Source organism: Streptomyces sp. NPDC015139, assembly GCF_043079785.1.
Lineage (GTDB): Bacteria > Actinomycetota > Actinomycetes > Streptomycetales > Streptomycetaceae > Streptomyces > Streptomyces albidocamelliae.
In genome coordinates this window covers 136,178-158,456 of the sequence record NZ_JBIBUW010000012.1, presented here as the reverse complement: position 1 = coordinate 158,456, position 22,279 = coordinate 136,178, and the positions used below count along the sequence as shown (strand labels likewise).

16 protein-coding genes and 1 pseudogene are annotated in these 22,279 nt (G+C 71.5%); 10 read left to right on the top strand and 7 right to left on the bottom strand.

What is annotated here, in order from left to right:
• Nucleotides 1–68 precede the first annotated feature (68 nt).
• Complete coding sequence (locus tag ACF08B_RS29370; protein WP_392320156.1) at nucleotides 69–2,456, bottom strand: GH92 family glycosyl hydrolase; 2,388 nt, start codon at nucleotides 2,454–2,456, stop codon at nucleotides 69–71.
• Between the two features lie 356 nt (nucleotides 2,457–2,812).
• On the opposite strand from ACF08B_RS29370, the gene ACF08B_RS29365 reads away from it, so the two are divergent.
• A complete protein-coding gene (locus tag ACF08B_RS29365) occupies nucleotides 2,813–3,418 on the top strand; it encodes a hypothetical protein (protein ID WP_392320155.1) in 606 nt (201 codons plus the stop codon).
• A 153-nt stretch (nucleotides 3,419–3,571) separates the two neighbouring features.
• On the opposite strand, the gene ACF08B_RS29360 is transcribed toward ACF08B_RS29365, so the two are convergent.
• Nucleotides 3,572–4,378, bottom strand: coding sequence for an SDR family NAD(P)-dependent oxidoreductase (locus tag ACF08B_RS29360; RefSeq protein WP_392320154.1), 807 nt, complete (start codon nucleotides 4,376–4,378; stop codon nucleotides 3,572–3,574).
• Nucleotides 4,379–4,604: 226 nt separating this feature from the next.
• Here ACF08B_RS29360 and ACF08B_RS29355 point away from each other — a divergent pair, with 226 nt between their 5' ends.
• The 5 genes from ACF08B_RS29355 (at nucleotide 4,605) to ACF08B_RS29335 (ending at nucleotide 8,655) form a co-directional block, all read left to right on the top strand.
• Nucleotides 4,605–5,480 (top strand): PhzF family phenazine biosynthesis isomerase, encoded by an 876-nt coding sequence (locus tag ACF08B_RS29355; RefSeq protein ID WP_392320153.1) that lies wholly within the window; start codon nucleotides 4,605–4,607, stop codon nucleotides 5,478–5,480.
• 399 nt (nucleotides 5,481–5,879) lie between these two features.
• Entirely contained in the window at nucleotides 5,880–6,890 is a 1,011-nt protein-coding gene (locus ACF08B_RS29350) for a L,D-transpeptidase (protein ID WP_392320152.1), read from the top strand.
• 59 nt (nucleotides 6,891–6,949) lie between these two features.
• The gene (locus ACF08B_RS29345; RefSeq protein WP_392320151.1) at nucleotides 6,950–7,456 is read left to right on the top strand and encodes a SigE family RNA polymerase sigma factor; all 507 of its coding nucleotides are present in this window, start codon (nucleotides 6,950–6,952) and stop codon (nucleotides 7,454–7,456) included.
• A complete protein-coding gene (locus ACF08B_RS29340; protein WP_392320150.1) occupies nucleotides 7,449–8,144 on the top strand; it encodes a hypothetical protein in 696 nt (231 codons plus the stop codon). The genes ACF08B_RS29345 and ACF08B_RS29340 overlap by 8 nt, the downstream gene beginning before the upstream one ends.
• A 118-nt stretch (nucleotides 8,145–8,262) precedes the next feature.
• The gene (locus ACF08B_RS29335; RefSeq protein ID WP_392320149.1) at nucleotides 8,263–8,655 is read left to right on the top strand and encodes a nuclear transport factor 2 family protein; all 393 of its coding nucleotides are present in this window, start codon (nucleotides 8,263–8,265) and stop codon (nucleotides 8,653–8,655) included.
• Between the two features lie 58 nt (nucleotides 8,656–8,713).
• Here ACF08B_RS29335 and ACF08B_RS29330 read toward each other — a convergent pair whose 3' ends face one another.
• Nucleotides 8,714–10,060 carry a penicillin-binding transpeptidase domain-containing protein gene (locus ACF08B_RS29330; protein ID WP_392320148.1) on the bottom strand — a complete coding sequence of 449 codons (1,347 nt, stop codon included), beginning with the start codon at nucleotides 10,058–10,060 and terminating at the stop codon, nucleotides 8,714–8,716.
• Between the two features lie 412 nt (nucleotides 10,061–10,472).
• On the opposite strand from ACF08B_RS29330, the gene ACF08B_RS29325 reads away from it, so the two are divergent.
• A complete protein-coding gene (locus ACF08B_RS29325; protein WP_392320257.1) occupies nucleotides 10,473–11,006 on the top strand; it encodes a hypothetical protein in 534 nt (177 codons plus the stop codon).
• Between the two features lie 139 nt (nucleotides 11,007–11,145).
• Here ACF08B_RS29325 and ACF08B_RS29320 read toward each other — a convergent pair.
• A pseudogene (locus ACF08B_RS29320) lies at nucleotides 11,146–12,069 on the bottom strand (LysR family transcriptional regulator); the annotation flags it as partial.
• A gap of 133 nt (nucleotides 12,070–12,202) precedes the next feature.
• On the opposite strand from ACF08B_RS29320, the gene ACF08B_RS29315 reads away from it, so the two are divergent.
• A complete protein-coding gene (locus ACF08B_RS29315; RefSeq protein ID WP_392320147.1) occupies nucleotides 12,203–13,483 on the top strand; it encodes an MFS transporter in 1,281 nt (426 codons plus the stop codon).
• 74 nt (nucleotides 13,484–13,557) lie between these two features.
• On the opposite strand, the gene ACF08B_RS29310 is transcribed toward ACF08B_RS29315, so the two are convergent.
• The gene (locus ACF08B_RS29310; RefSeq protein WP_392320146.1) at nucleotides 13,558–14,943 is read right to left on the bottom strand and encodes an APC family permease; all 1,386 of its coding nucleotides are present in this window, start codon (nucleotides 14,941–14,943) and stop codon (nucleotides 13,558–13,560) included.
• Entirely contained in the window at nucleotides 14,940–15,875 is a 936-nt protein-coding gene (locus ACF08B_RS29305) for a carbon-nitrogen hydrolase family protein (RefSeq protein WP_392320145.1), read from the bottom strand. The genes ACF08B_RS29310 and ACF08B_RS29305 overlap by 4 nt, the downstream gene beginning before the upstream one ends.
• A gap of 120 nt (nucleotides 15,876–15,995) precedes the next feature.
• Between ACF08B_RS29305 and ACF08B_RS29300 the strand changes: the two genes are divergently transcribed.
• Both ACF08B_RS29300 and ACF08B_RS29295 read left to right on the top strand, forming a co-directional pair.
• On the top strand, nucleotides 15,996–16,622 hold the full coding sequence (locus ACF08B_RS29300; protein ID WP_392320144.1) for a TetR/AcrR family transcriptional regulator: 627 nt from the start codon (nucleotides 15,996–15,998) through the stop codon (nucleotides 16,620–16,622).
• A 156-nt stretch (nucleotides 16,623–16,778) separates the two neighbouring features.
• Nucleotides 16,779–17,645 carry a GyrI-like domain-containing protein gene (locus tag ACF08B_RS29295; RefSeq protein WP_392320143.1) on the top strand — a complete coding sequence of 289 codons (867 nt, stop codon included), beginning with the start codon at nucleotides 16,779–16,781 and terminating at the stop codon, nucleotides 17,643–17,645.
• A 74-nt stretch (nucleotides 17,646–17,719) separates the two neighbouring features.
• On the opposite strand, the gene ACF08B_RS29290 is transcribed toward ACF08B_RS29295, so the two are convergent.
• A complete protein-coding gene (locus tag ACF08B_RS29290; RefSeq protein ID WP_392320142.1) occupies nucleotides 17,720–21,805 on the bottom strand; it encodes a discoidin domain-containing protein in 4,086 nt (1,361 codons plus the stop codon).
• Nucleotides 21,806–22,279: the final 474 nt, after the last annotated feature.

Genomic DNA, 22,279 nt, shown 5'->3' with positions numbered 1-22,279 from the left:
CCACGGTTCGTGAGACCCGCCTCGCCGGCCCCTCCGTGGCGGAGGGGCCGGCGAGGCGTGGACCGGCGTCACTTCAGGGCGGGAGGTGCCGCTTCCGTGCCGGTGCCCCAGGCGGAGGGCGTCGGGCCGACCTGGAAGGACAGTTCGCGCAGCCGGCGGAGGTTCTCGGTGGTCAGGTACGTCTTGCCGTAGGCGGTGCCGTCCGTCCGCGCGGCCTGGATGTAGCGCTGGGTGTCCGAGGTGCCCGGCGCGCGCACGGTCAGCCGGCCCTGCGGGTAGTAGCGGCGGTCGAGCGTGATGTCGACGCGTTCGAAGACGGGCGTGGACAGGCCCCAGGTGTCGGTGCCGGGCTGCACCGGGAAGAGGCCGATGGACGAGAGGACGTTCCAGGCCGACATGGTGCCCAGGTCGTCGTTACCGGTCATACCGGTCGGCGCGTCCGTGAACAGGGTCAGTGCCGCGTGGACCACGTCGGTCGCCTTCCAGGGCTGTCCGGTCGAGAGGTAGGTGTAGGGAGCGATCAGGTCCGGTTCGTTCTGCGGGTTGTACTTGTCCGCGTTGTAGTAGTCGTACGGCCCGTTGACCCACACCTCGCGGGCGGTCTTCGCGGGGTCGGCGACCAGCTTGTCGTAGGCGAAGAAGGAGTCGAGCCGCTGGTTGGCGGCGTCCTTGCCGCCGATCAGGTCGATCATGCCGGGCAGGTCCTGGGGCACCAGCCACTGGTACTGCCACGACGTCCCCTCGTGGAAGCCCTCGCTGCGGGCCGGGTCCGCCGGTCCGGTGAAGGCGCCCGAGGCGTCGCGCGCGCGGAAGAACCCGGTCGACCGGTCGTAGATCTTCCGGTAGTTGCGTGCCCGCTCGGTGTACCGCTGTGCGTCCGCGCGGTGTCCCAGGTCCTTGGCCATCTGCCCGAGCATGGCGTCGGACAGGGCGTACTCCAGGGTGGCCGAGGCGCCGTGGTCGTAGTCGGAGTCGCCGGGCTTGGCGTGCGGCCGGCCCTTGATGTACGGAGCGAACCCGTCGGCGAGGTACTCCTTGTTGGCCTCACGGCCGACGGGAGCGGAGTCGGCGGGCGGGACGCCGTCGGCGTTGCGCTTCAGCGCCCGGTAGGCGTCCCCCTCGTGCCCTTTCAGCAGCCCCTGCTGGTAGGCGTTGGTGAGGAAGGGGGTGACGGGGTCACCGGTCATGATGTTGGTCTCGACCGTGCCGTACCCCCACTTGGGCAGCCAGCCGCTGTCCTTGTCGACACGGATCACGGACAGCGCCATGTCACGTGCCTCACGAGGCGCCAGCAGGGACAGCAGCTGGGTCTGGGTCCGGTAGGTGTCCCACAGCGACCAGTTCTGGTAGTAGGTGAAGTCCTCCGCGCGGTGCACCTTCTGGTCCCAGCCGGTGTAGCGCCCGTCGACGTCGCTGCCGATGTTCGGTGCGAGGAACGAGCGGTACAGCGAGGAGTAGAACGTCCGCCGCAGGGTCGTGCTGCCGCCCTGGGCTCGTACGTCGTCGAGCCGGTCCTCCCAGGCGTCCACCGCGGCCCGGCGGGCCTTGTCGAAGGAACGGCCGCCCTCGGCACGGAGGTTGAGATCCGCCCCTCGCGCGTCGACGTACGACAGCGCGGTGGTCGCCTCGACGGTACGGTCCTCGGAGGTGTCGAAGCGTACGAAGGCGCCGTTGCGCTCGCCGTCCGCCTGTGACTTCTTCGAGCCGTCGGTGACGTCGGCGCCCTTCCAGGTTCCGGACGCGGTGAACGGCCGGTCGAACCGCGTGATCGTGTAGACCGTGTACGGCTTGGTGTCCTGGCAGAAGCCGCTGCCCGTGACGGCCGTCCGCACGGTCCGGTTGTCGAGGACCTCCACCTCGGTGTGGAGCGTCTTGTGCAGCGACTGGCCGGCGTTGATGAGCACGTTGGCCTTGTCGGTGGCCGGGAACGTGTAGCGCTGCACGGCCGTGCGCTTGGTGGCGGTCAGCTCTGCCCTGACACCACTGTCGAGGCCGACGCCGTAGTAGCCGGGTGAGGCCGTCTCGTCGTCGTGGCTGAATCCCGCGGCGTAGGTGGCGTCGTCCGTGCTGGTGATGTCGCCCGTCGTGGGCAGCACCGGGAGGTCGCCGCCCAGCCCGCAGCCGACCCCGGACAGGTGGACCATGGAGAAGCCGCGTATGTGGTCCTGCGAGTAGTCGTAGCCGGTGTTGTGCCCGGTGTCGGGGGAGAACTGGACCATGCCGAACGGTACGGCCGCGCCGGGATAGGTGTTTCCCTCGTTCTCCGTGCCGATGAAGGGGTTGACCAGATCGGTCAGCCGGTCCGCGCCGCGCGTCCCGTCGACTGCGGCGTGCGCCGCCGGTGTGACGAGTCCGGTGCCCGGCACTCCGGTGCACAGTCCCGCGCCCAGCAGAGCGGCGACCGCCAACGCGCTCAGGGAGCGCGGCCGGTGACGGCTGATGCGTTGTTTCATCATGCGCCTTTCGACAACGTTGTCAGGGCCGCGGGTCATTCTTCGTGAGCGGTATTGGGGCGTCAAGGTGGCGTACGGCGGCGGTTGTTGGGGACTCCTGCGTTGTTCGATGGACCGGACGCACCCGGGTGCGACTGCCGATCGGCCGACGACAGCCGTTCGGTGGACGGCCGGCCGGTAGGTGACAGCCGGCCCCCGCCGGGCTTCAGCGGCACCGTGTCGATGGCAGGTACCGATGAGGCACAGTGGGAGAGTCACTCCCACGTCCCGTCGCCCGACGGCCCCCGCACCACGCCCCCAGGCCCCACCTGGCCGAAGCCGGCCAATGTCGATGCCAGCACTGGAGCAGGAGGACACCGATGCGTCTCTACGCCCAGACCCCGCCCCGCCGGATCCGTCAGGTGCTCGCGGACCTGATCGCCGTGGCTCTGATCGCGGCCTCGGTCTGGTTCGCGCTGACCGTCCGCGACGTGATCATGTCGCTGGCCGAGCCCGGCCGGAAGGCACAGAGCGCGGGTGACGACCTCGCCACGGGCCTCAACAACGCCGCCGACAGCGCCTCCGGAGTACCGCTGATCGGGGGCGCTCTGAAGAAGCCTCTCCAGGCAGCGGCCGGCGCCGGCGACGGTCTCTCCGACGCCGGCCGGTCACTGCAGGACGTCGTGGGCCAGGTCGCCGACCTGACCGCCCTCGCGTTGATCGCCTTTCCCGTCGCCTTCGTCCTGGTGATCTGGCTCCCGCCGCGCCTGCACTGGATCCGGCGCAGCGCCACCACCCAGCGACTCCTCGACGCACCCGGGGGTGCCGACCTGCTGGCCCTGCGGGCCCTCACCGGACCGCTGCGCGATCTCGCCCGGGTCCCCGTCCCGCCGGGTGGTCTGGCCGACGCCTGGCGCCGCGGAGACCCGCAGGCGATCGCCGACCTCTCCGAGGTCGCCCTGGCCCGGGCGGGGTTGCGGGCTTGACCGCCGGAACGGGGCGGTACGGGCGGCGCCCCGGCTGATTGGGCTCTCCTCCTCCTGGAGGGAGGACGCACCCCCCGCCGTGACCGTCCTCCCCCGCTCGGGTCGGCCGGCAAGGCGCCGTGAGCCAGGCCGGCCCGCTCCGCACGACAGGCCCTAGCCGCGTGGGGTGATCCGGTGGTCGAACCCGAGGGTCCCGGGATCGAGGGCCGTCGCGCCGCCGTCGACGGTGAGGACCGAGCCGTTGACGTACGACGCCGCCGGGGACAGCAACCAGTCGATCACCTCGGCGACTTCACCCGGCTCGCCCGGCCGGCCCATGGGCAGGAACGCGGTCGCCGCGTCGTAGGCGGCATCCACACCGCCGTCGAGGCCCGCTTCCTCCGCGAAACGCGTCATGCGCCGGTCGGCCATCTCGGTGCGCACCCAGCCGGGGCACACGACGTTGGCCCGCACGCCCTGGCGCCCATAGTCGACGGCAACGGAGCGGCAGAGCTGGAGCAGGGCCGCCTTGGAGGTGGCGTACGGGGCGTTGCTCGTGCCGTTGCGCAGCGCGGACACCGAAGCGACGGCGACCACGGCCCCGCTCGCCGCCACCAGGTGCGGGAGCGCCGCACGCAGGAGCATCAGCGGGCCGGTGACATTGGTCCGCATCACCTCGTCCCAGTCCTCCAAGGACAGGTCCCCCACGGCTCCGCCGCGCCCGATGCCCGCGTTGAGCACCAGCCCGTCGAGTCGCCCGTGGGCGGCCAGGGCCGCCCGGACGAGACCATCGGCCGCCGCGGGGTCCCCCACGTCCGACGGATGGGCCAGAACCCCGGTCTCGGCTTCGAGGCGTCGCAGGGGCTCGCTGCGCCGGCCGCACACGACCACGTGGTGGCCGCCCTGGCTCAGCAGCCGGGCGGTCGCCTCCCCGATACCCGAACCCCCACCCGTCACGATGACAACTCGCTTGTCCGTCACTGCTGTTCAACGCCCTCCTCCGGGATCACGAAGCACGACCGACCCTAGGTCCCGGCGATGCGTGCCGGACGACTTTGAGACAGGTCGCATCGCGGGCGACGCAGCGCAGGTGAGGGACGGCGGGCTGGCCGGCGGCTCCGCCGGACGGCCAGGCGGAGGCCGCCGCGCCCTCTCCGCCCGATCTCGTCGGCAGGCCGGGAATACCGAGGTCACGCCCCGCGTTGCCATGATCATGACGTCGCCACTGCCCGAAGTTCTGCGATACACGGCCTTCTCCAGCGACCCGGAGGGGGGCAATCCCGCCGGGGTCGTTCTGGACGCCGCCGGCCTGAACGATGATGACATGCTGGCCATCGCCGCCGATCTCGGTTACTCCGAGTCGGCGTTCCTGACCGTCCTGCCGGAAGGCGTCGAGGGGCGCACGGAGCGGGCCTACGGCATCCGCTACTTCAGCCCCAAGGCCGAGGTGTCGTTCTGCGGGCATGCCACCATCGCGACCGCCATCGCGCTCGCCGAGCGGACCGGCCCTGGAGAGCTGGTGTTCGCGACGCGCGCGGGTACGGTGCCGGTCGAGGTGGTCGCGGAGGGCAGCACGCTGCGGGCCACGCTCACCAGCGTCGCGCCGCACATCGAGGAGGTCTCCGACGCCGACGTCACCGAGGCGCTGGCAGCCCTCGACTGGCGCCGGACCGAACTGGACCCGGCCTTCCCACCCCGCATCGCCTTCGCCGGCAACCGCCATCTGGTCCTCGCCGCAGCCACTCGCGCCCGCCTGGCCGACCTCGCCTACGACTTCACGCGTCTCGAAACGCTCATGCATCGCCTCGGCCTGACCACGGTCCAGTTGGTGTGGCGGGAGTCGGACACCGTCTTCCACGCCCGTGATCCCTTCCCGGTCGGCGGCGTCGTCGAGGATCCGGCGACCGGCGCCGCTGCCGCCGCGTTCGGTGCGTACGCCCGCGAACTCGGCCTGGTTCCGGAGCAGTCCGTCCTCACCCTGCGCCAGGGCGAGGACATGGGCCGCCCGGGCGAGCTCACGGTGACGCTTCGCGCGGACGACCCTCGCGTCCGGGTGAGCGGAGCCGCGGCCCCCATCGGCTGAACTGGGCCCGCATCGGCTGAACGGGGCTCGGCGCCGACGCGCTCGCGCTGACGCCGCCGAACGAGCGCACACCTGGGACGGTTCGAGTCGAGCGCCGACCGGGTCCGCCGCCGCGTGGGGCCCGCGTCGTCGGCGGACCGTGCCTCGACCGGCCCTCGGCACCGTCCCGTGTCGCACGCGCGGTTCGGACTTCGGTCGGCGTCGCCGCTCGGGTCGGCGCCGTGGTGTCCGTGCACTCCGGTCTGCCCTGGCGGTGCCCGCGCAGTCCCGGCCTCCGCGACAACCACGCGCGGCACCGCCCGAATCTCCTCGTTCTCGAAAAAGTTCCGATCCGATGCAACCCGGCCCCCGGCCCGTGCGTATACGAGGCAACACTGCACCTCATACGGGGGAACACCCATGCATCTGGACCGTTCGGCCGGTCGGACCGCCGGCCGTCCCGGCACCGCTGTCACGGCCTGCGCCGCTGTCACCGCCTGCGTCGCTCTGCTCGCGGCCGTCGGCTGTTCGACGGACGCGGGGACCGGCGTTCGTGTGGCCGACGACGCACCGCTCACTCGGCACTCCGCGACGGCCCCCGCCCAGGCCGATGGCAGGACGGCCCATGCACGCCCCGCTCCGTCCACGCCGGAACCCGCGGTACTGGCGCGGGCGACGGTGGACATGTCCGACGGCCAGACGGTCGGTGTGGGCATGCCGATATCCGTCACCTTCCCCCAGCCGGTTCCCGCCGCCGACCGCAAGGCCGTCGAGGACTGGCTGCGCGTGCGGACCTCGTCCGCGGCCACCGGCGCCTGGAGCTGGGTGAAGGGACACAACCTCCTGGACGGGCAGCGTGTCGACTTCCGCCCGAGCAGCACCTACTGGGCGCCGGGCACCGAGATCACGCTCCGTCTGGGCTCGCACGGCGTGCGCCACTTCACGATCGGCCGTTCACTGGTCGCCACGGTCGACGCCGAGGCGCACGAGATGACCGTCGTCACCGGGGGGAGGACGCAGCGTCTCCCCGTCACCACCGGGGCACCCGGGACGGACACCTGGAACGGAACGATGGTCGTCATGGACAAGCAGCCCAAGGTGCTCATGGACTCCCGCACCGTCGGCCTCGGCGACGAGTACCGCGGCGACTACTACTGGGCGGTGCACCTGACGACGTCGGGGACGTACGTGCACCAGAACCCGAGGGCGAACACCGAGGCCGGTCACCGTAATGTCACCCATGGCTGTGTCGGACTCGCCACCGACGGCACCGCCAAGCGCTTCTACGACCAGGTGCGGGTCGGTGATGTCGTGAAGGTCGTCGGGGCGAAGAAGGACCGCGTCGCCGCCGGCAACGGCTACGGCGACTGGAACCTGACCTGGAAGCAGTGGCTCGCGCACAGTGCCTCCGGCGCCACGACCACCGCGTGACCCCCGCCGCACCGGCCCACCAGACGCGCCCCGCGCCGTGATGAAGAGAGCACGAGAAGGTGACCGAGGACGAGTTCGACCTCTTCTACACGGCTGCCTGCCCGCGTCTGGTCGGCCAGTTGTACGCCCTGACGGGCGACTACGCCGAGGCCCAGGACGTGGTGCAGGAGGCGTTCGCCCGCGCCTGGGAGCGGCGTTCGTCCGTCCTGACCGGCGACCAGTCCCCCGAGGCGTGGATCCGTACGGTGGCGCACCGTCTGGCGATGAGCCGCTGGCGGCGGGCACGTCGCTGGTGGGATCTGGTCCGCGGCGAGTCCGCGCCGGGGCCGGTGCCCGAACCGAGCCCGGACCACGTGGCGTTGGTCGCCGCTCTGCGCCGCCTGCCGGAGGTCCAGCGGACGGCGATCGTGCTGCACCACCTGTGCGATCTGAGCGTGGAGCAGATAGCCACGGAGACCGGTGCGGCCGTAGGCACCATCAAGGCACGCCTGTCACGCGGCCGTACGGCGCTCGCCGCTCACCTGGTGAGCGAGGAAACCCACTCCACGGAGGAAGCCCGTGTCTGACCGGACGCCACCGCATCCCCTGACCGAGACGGCGCTGTCGGCCCGGCTCCGTGGCCTGGCCGCGCACGGCGCGGCACCGGCCACCGGGTCTCAGGCGAGGAGCCGGGCCCAGCGCCGCCGGCGCAACCGCCGCGCGGTGCTGTCCACGGGCGGGCTCGCGGCAGTGGCCCTGGCGGCCGTCGCGGCGGTCACCTCGGGCGCCCTCGACTCCCCCACCAAACCGGCCGTACCTCCACCCACCCCCTCCCCGGTGCCCGTCCAGCGGGTGATGGTCGACCTGGACGCCCACACGCTGACCATCGGCGGGAAGATGTTCACCATCGGCGCGCCGGCGAGCTTCTGCTCGATCGGCGAGACCACGGTCACGGTCACGGCCAAGTACGCCACCGTGGACCTCCAGCCCAGCAAGCAGCGCGTCGGCCGGCCGGGGCCCAGGAAGTGGGCGGTCACCTTCACCGACCGCGGTCACCGTCAGCGGCTGCTGCTGTTCGCGATGGAGAAGTCCGATCTCCCCTACCTCGGCAAGGACCACATCCTGGGCGCCATCGCCCTCGCTCCGGCGGACGGGAAGCGGGTGTACGACGCCGTGCGGCCCGGCGCACGTGTGGAGATCAAGGGCCGGCACGCCACGAGCAAGGGCTCGGACTCGGCGTGCATCGACCGTCAGCCGATCACCCCCGGCCGCTGACTCCGAACCTCCGACGCGCCGCCCGGGACGAAGGAGGCCGGGCGCGTGCACCGGACGTCCGCGCCGGACGAGCACTCGCCGGGCACGCAACCCCGGATCATCAAGGAGAGGAAGTCCCATGGCCCGCACCGGCATCGAGGCAGCTCTGAACGATCTGCTGTTCAACCGCGCACTCACTCTGCAGGAGGCGGCCGATCGCCACTTCACCCCGGAGTACCGCCAGCGCACCGACGGCCGGTGGGCGGATCGCAACGAGTTCCTGGAGCACATCGCTCACCTGCGCACCCTCGTCGCCGACGGGCACGTCGAGGTGCACGAGGAGCTGTACGACGGAAGCAAGTACGCCGATCGGCACACCGCCCACATCACCAAGAAGGACGGCACGGTCGTCCGCATGGAGGTGTACGTGTTCGCCGATCTCGCGGCCGACGGCCGGTTCAGCCGCATCGAGGAGACCACCCTGATGCTCCAGGGCTCCAGCTCGGACCGCGACCTCGGCAGCGCCCGCTGACCGCCCCCGCCGAGCGTCGTCGGACTCGCCCGGAGGAACACGCCGCCCGCGGCAGGCGTCAGGAAGCGCTCGCGAGGATCTTCCGCGCCACCTCGGCCGCCTCGTGCCCGCCGTCGTCCCCACCCGACGGCGGGGACAGCCCTTCGATGCGGACGGCGACGGCGGTGCGGCGTCCGCCGGGCGCGTCCGTGCAGCCGATGAACCATGAGGTGGCGGACTCACCCTTGCCGCCGACGGTCCAACCCGACTGTCCGTTCCGCCCGATGACCTCCCGCAAGGCGTCAGCCGTGCCCCGGGAGATCGCCCGCTTCGTGGAACGGCCGTCCTCGGCCTCGGGCGGCCGGTGGGTGGAGCCGTCCGCATCCGTCACCCGTTTCACCAGCTGAGGGGGAACCAGCCGTCCGCCGTTGGCGACCGCGGCCACCACTCGCGCCATGGCGAGCGGAGTCGCCCGCACCTCTCCGGCACCGATCCCGGTCAGAGCCACACCGGCGGACGACGTGCCGACGGTGGGGTAGCTGCTCTCGGCGACGGACAGGGGCACCTTGAGCGTGTCGTCGTTGAAACCGAACTTCCCCGCCATCGCGCCGAGTCGCGTCAGACCCATGTCGGCGGCCATCTTGACGAAGACGTTGGCACAGGAACGGCGGAGCGCCGTACGGATCGAGGCGTTCTCGCACTGTGGCGACGTGCCGGTGACCCGGGTCGTGGAGAGCGGCAGTACGAAGGTGAGCGGGCTGACGGTGGACCCGTCGACCGTCGTGTAGAGCTTCTGCTCCAGAGCCGCTGCCGCCACGACGACGCTGAAGGTGGCCCCTGGGGCAGCGGGCTCTTTCAAGGCCCGGTTGAGCATCGGTGAACGGCTGTCGGTGGTGGCCGCCTTCCACGCCTGAGCGTCCTTCGCTCCCCGGCCGCTGAATCGCGCCGGGTCGTAGGACGGCGTACTCACGACGGCCAGGAGCTCCCCGGAGTCCGCGTCGAGCGCCACCGCGGCGCCCTGCTGGTCGCCCAGAGCGTCGAACGCGGCCTTCTGGAGGGCGGGTTCGACGGTCGTCGTGACGTTGCCCGGTGCGGCACCGGCCGCTCCGGCGCCCAGCGTGTGGTCGTACACGGCTTCGAGGCCGCTGTTGCCGTACACCATCGACCGATAGCCGGTGACCGGCGCGTAGAGAGGGCCGTTCGTATAGGTGCGCTGGTACGGGACCTTGGCGAGGTGACTGGGCTCGGAACCGGTGACGGCCTGCCCGCCCACGATGATGTCACCCAGCCCGTGTGCCGACCTGGGCGGAGAGACGCCCTTGCCCGCGGCGCCGGTGCCCGTGTCCTGGCTGCAGCCGCTCGTCACAGCCGCAATGGCGACGAGAGCCCCCGTGACGCGGAGCGCCACTCTCGTGTTCGTGTGCATGGGTCCATCCTAGGGAACACGGCCAGGATGACGGGCAGTTGCGCACGAACGGTTCGTAAGTGCCGTTTCCCGGCGGGTATCTGGACAGTGTGTGGATGCGCGTCTTCCGCCTCCGCCAGGGCGATCGGAACCGCCTGGAGGCGCAGGTTCGGACTTCGGCCGCTCGCCCTCCGTCCCCGCGGCGCGGCCGAAATCGTCCGGCGCGGCCGTCGGCACGCCGCGGCTGCTCCGCGTGCGGATCTCCGCCGCGCCCTTTATCGTGCACGCGCGCGGGCCGACGACGGCTCCGGTTGAAGTCGTCGGCGGGCAGGCTGACAGTGGAGGGTATGAGCCGTCACCGGCGCCCGCCTCGCAAGGCCCCGTGGATCGCGGCCGGCGCGGCTGTGCTCGTGCTGGGGGGCGGCGTGGGTGTGTGGCTGGCGAACACGGACGGCGGTACACCCCGTCCCAGCCCGTCGCCCTCGAAGGACATCTCCCTGCCGACGTCGACCCCGCGCCCGTCCCGGACCCCCGCGCCGGAGACGCCGAGCCGCACGCCGTCGGCGACACCGACCACCCCGGCGCCCCGTCCGACGAGGACGGCACCGAGCAGGCCGCCCCGGACGGCCCCGGCGCCGAGCACCCCGCCGGCACACCGCACCGCGCCCAGCGTCTCCGCCCCACCACCGACCCCTCGGTCGACGCAGGCGACACCGAGACCGGTCCGGCCGCCGGTAACCACTCCGGCGCCGGCGACCACTCGCCCGGTAACGCCCTCGCGCCCCACGACGACCACGGCTCCACGGCCGTCGACTCATCCGCCGACCCGGCCGCAGGCACCTGCTCCCACCCGCACTCCCACTCCCGCCCCGACCGCCACCGGGTCCGTTCCGACGACGACGTGGTACACCTCGGCCGCCGCGATCGCCGCCGCGCAACGGATGGCGGCGGCCGGGACCGTCGGTGACCCCGCGTGTTCGATGGCCTCCGTGGGCCGGCCGGATCCGAGCCTCGTCCCCCAGGGCGGCCGTATCGGCATCGGGAGTTACGGCGGCTACTGGTGCCTGATCTGGTAGGAGCGGCCGGACGGACGGTCGGTCCCGACGCACCCAGTCCGGCGTCCAGGTTCCGGCGGTGTCGTGGCCGGTGGCCGTGGCTGCCAGGTAGGTCCGGAGGGTGGCCAGTGCCGGGTGGGGGTTGTCGCGGTGCCAGACGAACGAGTGCGGGTAGACGGGCTGCGGGTCGGTCACCGGGATCCGGCGCAGGCCGTGGGCGGCGGGCCAGACGTGACGGGTGTGCTCCCCCATGAAGGTGGCCAGCGCAGGGGTGTCGGCGATGGTGTCGAGGAGTGCGTCGGAGCCGAAGTTGGGGCCGGTCGCCTCGATCGTGAGGCCGAACGCGGCGACGAGGTCGTCGTAGTACGCGGCCCATTCGGAACCGGGGACGATGCCGGGCATCCAGATCCGGTGCCCGGCGAGCTGAGCGACCGTCACCGAACGGGCACCCGCCAGCGCGTGGGCGGGGCCGGTGAGGAGCTGGAGAGGCTCGTCGAGCACCCGGGCGGACTCGATGTCGTCCGGGAAGGGTCGGCCGGGCATGGCGACCGCGCGGAAGGACGCGTCGATCGTGCCGGACCGGATGGCGGCGACGGCAGTCTCGATGTCGAGGAGCATCAGCACGTCGAGGTCGATCTCGGGGTGTGCCTCGTGGAAGCCGCGCATCAGGCCGGACGCCGCGCCGCGTGAGGCGATCACGTCGACGCGCAGCGGACGGCGACTGGTGTGCACGGACGCGACCGCGCGCTCGGCGACACGCAGCAGCTCGCGCGCGTGGGGCAGGAAGGCCTGCCCGTCGATGGTGAGCTCGGCACCGCGCGGCGTGCGGGTGAACAGTCGTACGCCGAGAGTGCGCTCCAGCGCCGCGATGCGCTTGGACACCGCCTGCTGGGTGACCGCCAGCTGGGCGGCGGCCTCCTGGAAACGCCCTGCGGCGGCGGCGACGACGAAGGTCCGGACGGTGTCGAGGTCCATGACTGCACCCTACGGCCACAACCATGGGTTGTGGGTGGCGCCTCTGGAGTTGTTTGACCCGTGGATACAGCGCTCGCTTTGATGATTCCGATCGCGATTCGGTTGTGCGGCTGAGCGGTGTGGGGGGGCAGGCGTGAGGAGCGGGCACCGGCTGGAACGGCTTCGCGGACATCGGCTGGGGAGGCCCTTCGGGTGGCTCTGGGCTGCCTACGGGACCAGCGCGCTCGGCACCTGGCTCGCCTTCGGCGCGTTCCCGCTGATCGCCGTCCATGTGCTGCGGTGCGGGCCGGCGGAGGTCGCGGCGCTCTCCTCCGTGGGGGCGGCGGTCGGCGCGGCCGTGGCGGTGCCGCTCGGGCCGTGGGTGGAGTTCCGTCGCAAGCGGCGGGTGCTGATCGCGATGGACCTGGTGCGGTTCGCGGCGCTGCTGACGATTCCGGCCGCGTTCGCGCTCGGCGCGCTCACCTTCGTTCAGCTCGTGCTGGTCTCGGTCGTCGTCGTTGCGGCGGACATCACCTTCCGCGCGGCCTCCGGCGCATACCTGAAGGCGCTGCTGCCGGCCGAGGATCTCCTCGTCGCGAATGCCCGGTTCGAGTCCACGTCCTGGACGACGACGATCATCGGACCGCCACTGGGAGGTGTGGCGATCGGGCTCCTCGGTCCGCTGGCGACGGTGGTCGCCGACGCGGTCAGCTACCTGCTGTCCGCTCTGGGGCTCCGTGCGATGGGCGGGGCGACGGGCGGGGACGAGCCGCGGCCCGAGGGCCGGAGGACCGCGCGCTTGCGAGCCGGGGACCTGCTCGACGGCTGGCGGTACCTCCTCACCGACGTGGCGCTGCGGCCGCTGTTCTTCAACACCGCCCTGTTCAACGGCCTGGTGATGGCCACCCAGCCGCTGCTGGCCGTCCTCATGCTCGGCCGGCTCGGGTTCTCGCCGTGGCAGTACGGCCTCGCCTTCGCGGCACCGTCGATCGGCGGGCTGATCGGTTCACGGCTGGCCCGGCCGCTCGTCACCCGGTTCGGACAGCACCAGGTCCTGGTCGTGACCGGGGCGCTGCGCGCGCTCTGGCCCGTGGGCCTGGCCTTCCTGGGACCGGGCACCGGAGGGCTGGTGCTGGTGATGGGCGTCGAGTTCGGGCTCATCCTCTGCTGCGGGGTCTTCAACCCCGTCTGCACCACCTTCCGCCTGGAACGCACCGCGACCGACCGGGTCACCCGCGCCCTGACCGCCTGGGCGGTGTCGACGAAGGCCGCGACCGCCCTCCTGACGGCCCTCTGGGGTGTGCTGGGCAGTCTGCTCGGCCCGCGTACGGCCATCGGGCTGGCCGGCGTGTTCCTGCTGGCCACCCCGCTCCTGCTCCCCCGCCGGGCGGCGGGGCGTGTCCCGGAGCCGGCAGCGGCACCGAACCGCGCCTGACCTCCAGGCGGCACCGAGGGCGTGCGAGGCCCGGGCCCCCGACCGCTCTCCGCGGTCGGGGGCCCGGGCGTTGTTCATGCCGTCGGCAGCAGCGGGCCGGAGGCTTCCGGTTCGGTGGCGCCGCCTTCTTCGCCGGACCGGAGTCGCAGCTCGGGGGCGGGTCGGCGGAAGCCCTTGGTGATCACCGCGAGCCAGACGATGCCGATGACCAGCCAGCCGAGACCGAGTCTGACGGCGGTGCCGCCGAGCTGGGTGATCAGGTAGACGTCGATCGCGGCACCGGCGGCGGGAAGGAGCAGGTACCGCACGGCCGAGTGGCGGGTCCCGGAGCGCCACTGGCGCACGGCGTAGGCGATGACGCAGATGTTGACGAGGGTGAAGCCGAGGAACGCGCCGAAGTTGATGAAGGAGGTGGCGTCGGCCAGCGAGAGGTTCATGGCCAGCAGACCGACGGCACCGATGACCAGCACGTTGGTGACCGGGGTGAGCAGCTTGCGGTGCAGGCGTCCGAAGACCCGGCGCGGCAGGGCGCCGTCGCGGCCCATGACGAACATCAGGCGGCTGGTGCTGGCCTGGATGGCGACGCAGGAGGCGAATCCGCCGAGCATGCCGACGATGTTGGCCACGTCGGCGAAGGTCCTGCCGCCGACGGTGGTGGACAGCAGGTACCCGGCGGAGTTCTCGTCCGGGAAGGTGCCACCGGGGTGGGCCCACTGCATCAGGAAGGAGATCGCGATGAAGATCCCGCCGCCGGTGAGCACGGTCAGGATGATGCTGCGCGGGATGGTGCGCTGCGGGTCGCGCACCTCTTCGCTCAGCGTGCTCACCGCGTCGAAGCCGAGGAAGGCGTAGGCGGCGACGGCGGCGGCCGCCGTGACGGCGGAGATGCTGGTCGCGTTGTTCCAGAAGGCGTGGCCGGCGGCGGGGGTGCCGCCGTGGCCGAGGCCGTAGTGGACGCAGAGCGCGGCGAGGACGACGAGGACGGCCGTGACACCGAGGAGCAGCACCCGGTTGATCCGGTCGGCCACCTTGAGGCCGATGACGTTGATGGCGGTGGCGAGGGCCACGTTGACGACCAGCCACGCCCACTCCGGGACGGCGGGGAACTGTGCGTGGAGATAGATGGCCTGAAGCAGCCAGGCGACCATCGGCAGGAAGAGGTAGTCGAGCAGCAGCGCCCATCCCGCGAGGAATCCGACGCGGGAGTCGAGTTCCTTGCGGGCGTAGGTGTAGACGGAGCCGGAGCTGGGGTGGACCTTGGCCATCTTGGCGTAGCTGAGGCCGGTCAGCAGCATGGCGCCGGTGGCGATCACATAGGCGGTGGGCGCGGCGCCCCCGCTGGTGGCGGCGATGACGCCGAAGATCGAGGTGACGACGGCGGGTGCCATGTAGGCGACGCCGAAGGCGACCACGGACAGGAGTCCGAGGTCTCCGCGCATGTGGGTGGGCTGGTCTGTCACGGCATTCTCGCTTCCCCGAGTGTACGGCGGGTGTCGGTGGGCTCGCTGGGGATCGGGGTGGCGGCGGTGGTGCCGGCCCAGGTGGCGGGGTCGATCCGGCCCTGGTAGAGCGGCAGGGCGAGGGGCTGGTCGTCGGGGCGGAACTGCTGCCAGGGCCGGTTGAGCGCGGCGGTCCCGAGCCGGCGGACGTTGGCGACCTCGTCCAGGTCGATCACGTCGGTGAGGGTGGTGTCGCTGTCGGCGGCGGCCTCGGTGCGCACGTTGCCCTGCGGGTCGACGAGCAGGCTGCGGCCGGTGCCGACGGGCTTGGCGCAGTTGACGCTGGCGACGAAGACCTGGTTGACGATGGCGTTGGCGCGGGCCAGCACGACTTCCTGGGCCCGGTCGCTGCCGGAGGTCTGGACGAAGTTCAGCACCAGCTCGGCGCCCATCCAGGCCAGGTGACGGGTGGTCTCCGGGAACCATGCGTCGTAGCAGATCGACAGGCCGACGCGGCCGATGCCGTCGAGGTCGAAGACGGTGAACTCGGCACCGGGGAAGACGGTCTCGTAGGGCCGCCACGGGAAGATCTTCCGGTAGGCGGCGATCCGTTCGCCGCGCGGGGAGTACACGGGGGCGGTGTTGTGGACGCGTCCGTCGGCGCCACGCTCGTACAGGCTGCCGGGGGCGAGCCAGACACCGAGGTCGCCGGCGAGTTCGGCGAGGGCGCGGTCACGCGGGCCGTTCAGCGGCTCGGCGAGGATGTCGGGCAGCTCGGCGGGGGCGGGGGTGGTCCCGCCGGTCGGGCCGCCGAGGTGCAGCTCGGGGTAGACGACCAGTGGTGCGGCGGGGAGCCCCGCCGTGCGCCTTCGCACGTCGGCGGCCAGGCCGTCCAGGTCGTCGGCGGTGCGCTGGGCCGCCTGGGCCAGGACGAGAGGGAGGGGACGGGACATGGGTCACCAGGTCTGACTCGGGGATTTGTTAAACGAAATTTAGTTAACGAATGGGGGCGGGTCAATGGGTCGCGACAGGGGAGATCAGGGGCCGTTTGGCGGTGTGCGAGCATGTCCCCCATGGCCCGACCGAGAAACCAGGCGGAACGCCGCGCCCAGCTCATCGACGCGACCGCCAGGACCGTGGTGGACCTCGGAGCCACAGCCACCAAGCTGCGCGACGTCGCCAGGGCCGCGGGTGTCACCCCCGCCTCGGTGCTCTACTACTACGCCGACATCCAGGAACTGTTCTCCGCCGTGTTCGAGCGCAGCGCCGCGACGTACTTCGTCAGCCGCGAGGAGGCCATCGCGGCGGCGGCGGGCCCGGTGGCACGGTTGCGTGCCTGCGTCCACACCGGCGTCCCCTGGCCCGGGGAGGGCGAGGAGAGCACCCGGCTGCTCTTCGAACTGTTCCCGGTCGCGCTGCGCAACGAAGGGGCGGCCGACCAGCAGCGCACCTTCGCCGGCCGGCAGACCGAGCTCTACCGCCAGGTTCTCGAACTCGGGCAGAAGAGCGGCGAGTTCACGCTGGCCGGCGACGCGTGGACCCTTGGCCGCTCCTTCGTGGCCCTGGAGGACGGGTACGCGATGGATCTACTGGTCGGCAGCGCGACCGCCCAGGACATCGAGGACCGCCTGCTGGACCACGCCCGTATCGTCACCGGCAACCAGGCGTTCGCCCGACGCTCCCCGGCCCGGGAGATGTGATCTCGGCACGCCCGGGCGCGTGTCGTGCGTCCCGGCGGACGTGATGTGCGCGGCCACTCGTCGTCGGCCGTACCCGACCGGACGGGGCACAGGATGTCGGGTCCGCCCAGGTGGGTCCTTCCTAACGTGAGTGTTCGAAAAGGGAAGGAGGCCGGGGTGCTGGAGCGACTGAACCAGGCCATGGAGCACATCGAGTGCCGGCTCGACCGGCGGATCGAGGGCGCCGACCTCGCACGGATCGCGCTCACGTCGGAGTACCACCTGCGGCGGCTGTTCTCCGCGCTGGCGGGGATGCCGCTGTCGGAGTACATCCGGCGCAGGCGGCTCACGGTCGCCGGTGCCGAGGTGCTGGCCGGGGACCGGACACTGTTGGAGATCGGGGTGCGGTACGGCTACACGTCCGGCGAGGCGTTCGCGCGTGCGTTCCGCGCCGTGCACGGCGTCGGTCCCGGCGAGGCCAGACGGTCCGGCGCGCCTCTCCAGTCCCAGCCGCGGCTTTCCTTCCGTCTCACCGTCGAAGGGAGCAGCAGCATGCGATACCGGATCGTGCAGAAGGACGAGTTCCGTGTGGTGGGCAGGAAGGCGCGCGTCCCCCTCGTGCACCTGGGGGTGAACCCTGCCATCGCCGAGTTCGTCCGCGGCCTCGGGCAGGAGACGCTGCAGCGTATCCAGAGCCTGTCCGATCAGGAGCCGCCGGGGATCGTGGCGGTGACCGACAACCTGGACCCCGGTCGGGCGGAGGGGACCGAACTCGACTACTACCACGGGGTGGTGACCCGGGCCGCCGCGCCGCAGGACATGGACACGCTCACGGTGCCGGCCGGATCGTGGGCCGTGTTCGGGAACTCCGGGCCGTTTCCCGAGGCGCTCCAGTACCTCTGGCGGGACGTGTTCACGCAGTGGTTCCCGTCCAATCCGTACCAGAGCCGGCCGGGACCGGAGATCCTGCGGACGAGGCTGTCGCCGGACGCCACCGGGGCGGACGCGGAGCTGTGGATCCCCGTGGAGCGGACCCCGCTCTGACGGGAGCGTCCGTCCTGGTCGTGGGAACCGTGCCCCGGCCCCGGCGTCGTCCGCCGGGACCGGGCGCGGGGCCGTCAACCGCGCAACGTCGTCGGCGCGCTGTTGTACGCCTCCGCCGTCAGCACCGGGCGGCGGGACGAGCAGGCGTCCGACGGCCAGGACAGCCGGACCGTGCGCGACTCCCCGGGCAGCAACCACAGGTAGTTGTCGCTGTAGAGCGTGGGCAGCACCCGACTGCCGTGGGCGTCCTCCAGCAGGGACAGCCGGACCATGGCGGCCACCGCCGAACCGCGGTTGGCGACGGTGGCCGTCAGTCCGTGACGGTCTCCGGAGCGCGACACTCTGGTGATCGCACCGGTCAGTCTCACCTGCTTGACCTTGTTGAGGTCGCGCAGGGAGGAGGCGTCGCGGTACCGCCAGTACGTGTTCCGTGACACCTCCTCACCCAGGGCGTCCGTCAGGGTGAGCCGTAGCAGGTGCAGGTCCGGGAGATCCTTGCTCCACTCCGCCGTGAACGCCTTCTCCGTGCCCGCCCGGTCGACGTCCACGCGGGCCGTCCTGGCCGGGCCGAGCTGCCGGCCGCCCAGGTCGAACACCCGGGCCGAGACAGTCGCTCCACGCAGGTCGGTCGAGGTGTGGTTGACCGCGATGACCTGCCACTTCACCGGATCGGCCTGCACATGCAAGGGCTCGCAGGCCGAACGGGCGCCGTAGTAGGTCCCGTTGACGTCGAAGTCGTAGTCGTACGTCTGCCAGACCGTGCTGTGCCAGGCCGGATGGGACATCCACAGCATGAGGCCGGACGCGTTGTCCCACAGGTTGGCGTTCCACGCCTCGAACATGGCTCGGGTGTTCTCGTAGTTGACGAACTGCGCCTTGCGGGCGAAGTCGTCCAGGTCTCCCGCTTGGCCGAGGCGCGCTTCGATGGCCGCCTTGTAGACATGGGGTGCCTGGTTGCCACGCTCGCTCCAGTCGTGGAGGTACCAGGCGCCCTTGATGGGCCACTCCGGCTCGTCACCGGTCATGGTGCGCACGCTCGCCGCGGTGGAGACGACGGGCATGCCGATCTCGGTGTGGAAGCCGAAGTCCTTGCTGCCGTACGTCATGGGGTCGAAGTACTTCTCCGGCTCCACCCAGCCGTACGGGCCGCCGCCCGTGACGACGCCGCCCGCCGAATTGTTCTGGTAGAGCAGACCGGGCGCCTGCTCCTGCACGGCCGCGCGCATGCCCTTGTCGATGGTGGCAGGGGGGTTGCCCTCGTTGGCGCCGCACCAGACGACCACGCACGGGTGGCTGCGGTAGCGCAGCACGGTGTCGCGGGCGAGCGAGACGAACGCCTCGTGGTCCGGCGGGTCCATGCCCCAGGCGTTGGGGAAGTCGTTCCACACCAGGATGCCGTGCCGGTCGCAGGCGGCGAAGAACTCCTCCCGGTCGCTGCTGCCGACCCAGTTGCGGATCATGGTGAAGTTCATGTCGCGGTGCATGCGCACGGCCGCGTCCATGCGTTCCGCCGGCATACGGCGCAGCAGCTCGTCCCAGCCCCAGTTGCCGCCGCGGGCGAGCACGCGTACACCGTTGACGCTGATCTTCAGCGGATCGGGGGTGTTGGAGACGGACTTGACGTCGGTCCAGTTCTCGCCGTCGTCGGACACCTGGATGACGTACGTCTTCGGGTACGCGGTCTCCCAGACGACGGCGACGCGGTCGAACCCCCGCCGCGATCCGAGGTCGACCTGGATCCACTGGTGGTCCTCGTAGGCGGAGGACCAACGGGTGTTCGGGTTGCCGTCCGTGGCGTTGGACGCGGGCTTGTCGGACTCCTCGGTGGAGGCGGTCGCCTTCTGGCGCAGGGCGAGGTCGGTGCCCGGGTCACCGCGGTCGACGACGCTGAAGGTCCACAGCGAGTTGCCCCAACTGGTGTTCCGCAGACCGCAGTCGAGGCGGACGTAGCGTGCGGTGCGCCGGTCGAAGTCCTCGACCTGGAGGCTGGCGTTGCCGTTGCTGAACGGCAGCGGCACCGCGCCGTTGTCCACGGACTTCACGTCGGTCCAGTCCGAGCCGTTCGCCGAGACCTGCACGACGAAGGTCTTCGCGTACGCCTGCTCCCAGGTGAGGTCGACCCGGTCGAACGACTGGACGGAGCCCAGGTCGACGCGTATCCACTGGTCGTCCTCGTAGGCGGAGGACCAGCGGGTGCCGGCGTCGCCGTCGGTGGCGTTGGCCGCGCCGTTGCCGTCCTGATCGGTGGTGGAGGCCTCGGAGGCGGCGTGCAGGGCGAGGTCGACGCCGGGTCTCGCGCTGTCCCCGACGGAGAGCGTCCACAGGGAACTGCCCCAGGAGGTCGCCCGGGTCAGGCACTTGACGCGGAGATGCCGGGCCTGCTGCCGGTCGAAGGTCACGGTCTGCGTGTAGGCGTCGCCGGACGCGGTGAACGGGAGCGGCACCTCGTACTCGTAGCCGAACTGACGGATGCCGAAGCGGGTGGTGCGCCGGTCGCTCTCCTGTCCGCCGACCGCCGCCGTCAGCGTGAGGTCGTGCAGACGGGCCTCGCCCAGTCCGTTGGGCCACCACAGTTCGGGGTCGCGCAGCTTCAACTGCGCGAAGGCGTCGGGGGCGAAGACGACGTCGGCGCTCTCGCCGGCCTTCACGGTCACGCTCTTCGACACCCGCGCGCTTCCGAAGGCCGCCGTGACCGTCGCCCGTTGATCGACGGAGTCGGCGTTGCGCACCGGTACGACGACGGTCACCTCGGCGACCGACACGTCCGGCAGGTCGGGCAGGACGGTGTCCACCCGTGGATCGCCGATGACGACGTGCCCGGTCGAGCGCAGCCGCACGTGGTTCCAGATGCCGGCCGCACGGTCGCGTACGGCGGGCATCCAGTCCCAGCCCGACGACGCGAGGTACGTCGGGGAGTTGAGGTTCATCTGCTGGGCGCCGGCATCGACCCACGCCTCACCCTCGGGACCCTTGTCCCCAGGGCTGCCGGGCACCGGCATCGGGGTGATCCGTACGGCGAGCCCGTTCTCGCCGGCCCCCTCGAGCTGCCGGGTGATGTCGAAGGCGGCACGGGCGAACGGGTACGTCAGGTCGCCGACCTGCTTGCCGTTGAGCCATACCTCGGCCTTGTGGTTGACGCCGTCGAACTCCAGCCACACATGCCGTCCGGCGCCGGTGCGCAGGCCGCGCGGCAGCGTGAAATCCCTTTTGTACCACCAGGAGTGGCGTGACAGAGCCTCCGGAATGCGCAGGTTGTTCAGGCCCGCCACCGGGTCGGGCAGTTTGCCCTGGTCCACGAGCGAGCCGAGCACCGTGCCGGGAACGGTCGCGGGCAGCCAGCCGCCGGTGTCCACGGACGTCCTGGACAGGGCGGCACCGTCCGCGTCCGCCCAGTCGTCCATGGTGAGCCGCCAGCCCGACTCCACGGGCACGGTCCCGTCGTCGGCGACGGTGAGCCGGGGTGCCTTGCCCGGCTGGGAACCCCAGTCGGTCCAGCCGGTGGCCGAACGACGGTGATCCTCGGCGGTGCCGTACACCTCGAAGCCGTTGAGGCCGAGGGGCAGCGGGCTGGAGCGCTTCTGGGAGGTCATGCGCACCCGGCGCGCCCTGACCGGGCGCGGAAGCTGGATGTTCACGACGCCCCCGGTGCCCGCCGTGGTGCGGTACGCCGTCGTCCAGGACTCGCCGTCGGTGGATGTCTCCACCACGAAGGCCGTCGAATAGCTGGACTGGACCTCTTCGCCGGTCGTGCCGCTGTGCACATTGCCGCTGGTGGGCGGCGTGTACACCGGGGTGGAGGCATCCGCCTCGAAGGTCAGGCGGACATGGGTGACCTCGCAGACGGCCTGGAGGTCCACGGCTATCCACTGGGGGTCACCGCCCTCGGCGCGCCATCCGCTGCCTCTGACGCCCTGGACGGAGAGACGGTCGACGACGAAGGAACCGGGCGTGGCGGCGTAGGCGGTCGAAGAGACCGAGACCGGTCGGTAGAGGGCCAGTTCGCCGGGGGTGGAGCGTTCGACGGGTGCGCCGGTGGGGGCGGCGGCAGCATGCGGCACGGGGAGCACGGAGCCGAGGCCGAATCCGGCCAGCAGGGTGCTACCCGAGGTGACGACGGTCCGTCGCGACAGGTGGCGCGACGGACTCGACTGATCTGTCATGTGTGTGACGTCCCATCAAAATGCGCGGGCCGAACCGGCTCCGCACGCCCCGCGCCGAACCGGATGACAACGTTGCCAAAGGCTGTGTCGGATGGCGTTTCCTGTCAACCCCTGATCGCCGATTGTCTCCGCCGGCAACGAGTGATCCCTCGCGGCGATTGGCTGCGGCAAACAGTCGGCAGCGAGGTTCAGCCGACGGAGTCTCGAGCGCGTGGGGGGTAGCGGAAGGTTCCGCGAGACCTCGCCAGGCGGGAGTCGTGGGCCGCGACTTTCCTCATCGAAGCCGATGTCGGCCGACCCCCCACGCCAGGCGCCCGCCCCTGCCGACGCGATCCGGAGGGGCCGCGACGCGGCGCACAGTCGCCCGTCCGCCCCGGCCTTCCATCGCTTGTGCGACTGGCATGGTTGCCTGATGGCATACAGAGGTCGAGCCCCGGAGATCGGCCATGTGGCTGGTGATGTCCGGCCGGGCGG

What these genes read in the sequence shown, in the direction of transcription:
- ACF08B_RS29370 (WP_392320156.1), bottom strand. Translation starts at nt 2,456, where the DNA reads ATGATGAAACAACGCATCAGCCGTCACCGGCCGCGCTCCCTGAGCGCG.
- ACF08B_RS29365 (WP_392320155.1), top strand. Translation starts at nt 2,813, where the DNA reads ATGCGTCTCTACGCCCAGACCCCGCCCCGCCGGATCCGTCAGGTGCTC.
- ACF08B_RS29355 (WP_392320153.1), top strand. Translation starts at nt 4,605, where the DNA reads ATGATCATGACGTCGCCACTGCCCGAAGTTCTGCGATACACGGCCTTC.
- ACF08B_RS29350 (WP_392320152.1), top strand. Translation starts at nt 5,880, where the DNA reads ATGCATCTGGACCGTTCGGCCGGTCGGACCGCCGGCCGTCCCGGCACC.
- ACF08B_RS29335 (WP_392320149.1), top strand. Translation starts at nt 8,263, where the DNA reads ATGGCCCGCACCGGCATCGAGGCAGCTCTGAACGATCTGCTGTTCAAC.
- ACF08B_RS29330 (WP_392320148.1), bottom strand. Translation starts at nt 10,060, where the DNA reads ATGCACACGAACACGAGAGTGGCGCTCCGCGTCACGGGGGCTCTCGTC.
- ACF08B_RS29305 (WP_392320145.1), bottom strand. Translation starts at nt 15,875, where the DNA reads ATGTCCCGTCCCCTCCCTCTCGTCCTGGCCCAGGCGGCCCAGCGCACC.
- ACF08B_RS29300 (WP_392320144.1), top strand. Translation starts at nt 15,996, where the DNA reads ATGGCCCGACCGAGAAACCAGGCGGAACGCCGCGCCCAGCTCATCGAC.
- ACF08B_RS29290 (WP_392320142.1), bottom strand. Translation starts at nt 21,805, where the DNA reads ATGACAGATCAGTCGAGTCCGTCGCGCCACCTGTCGCGACGGACCGTC.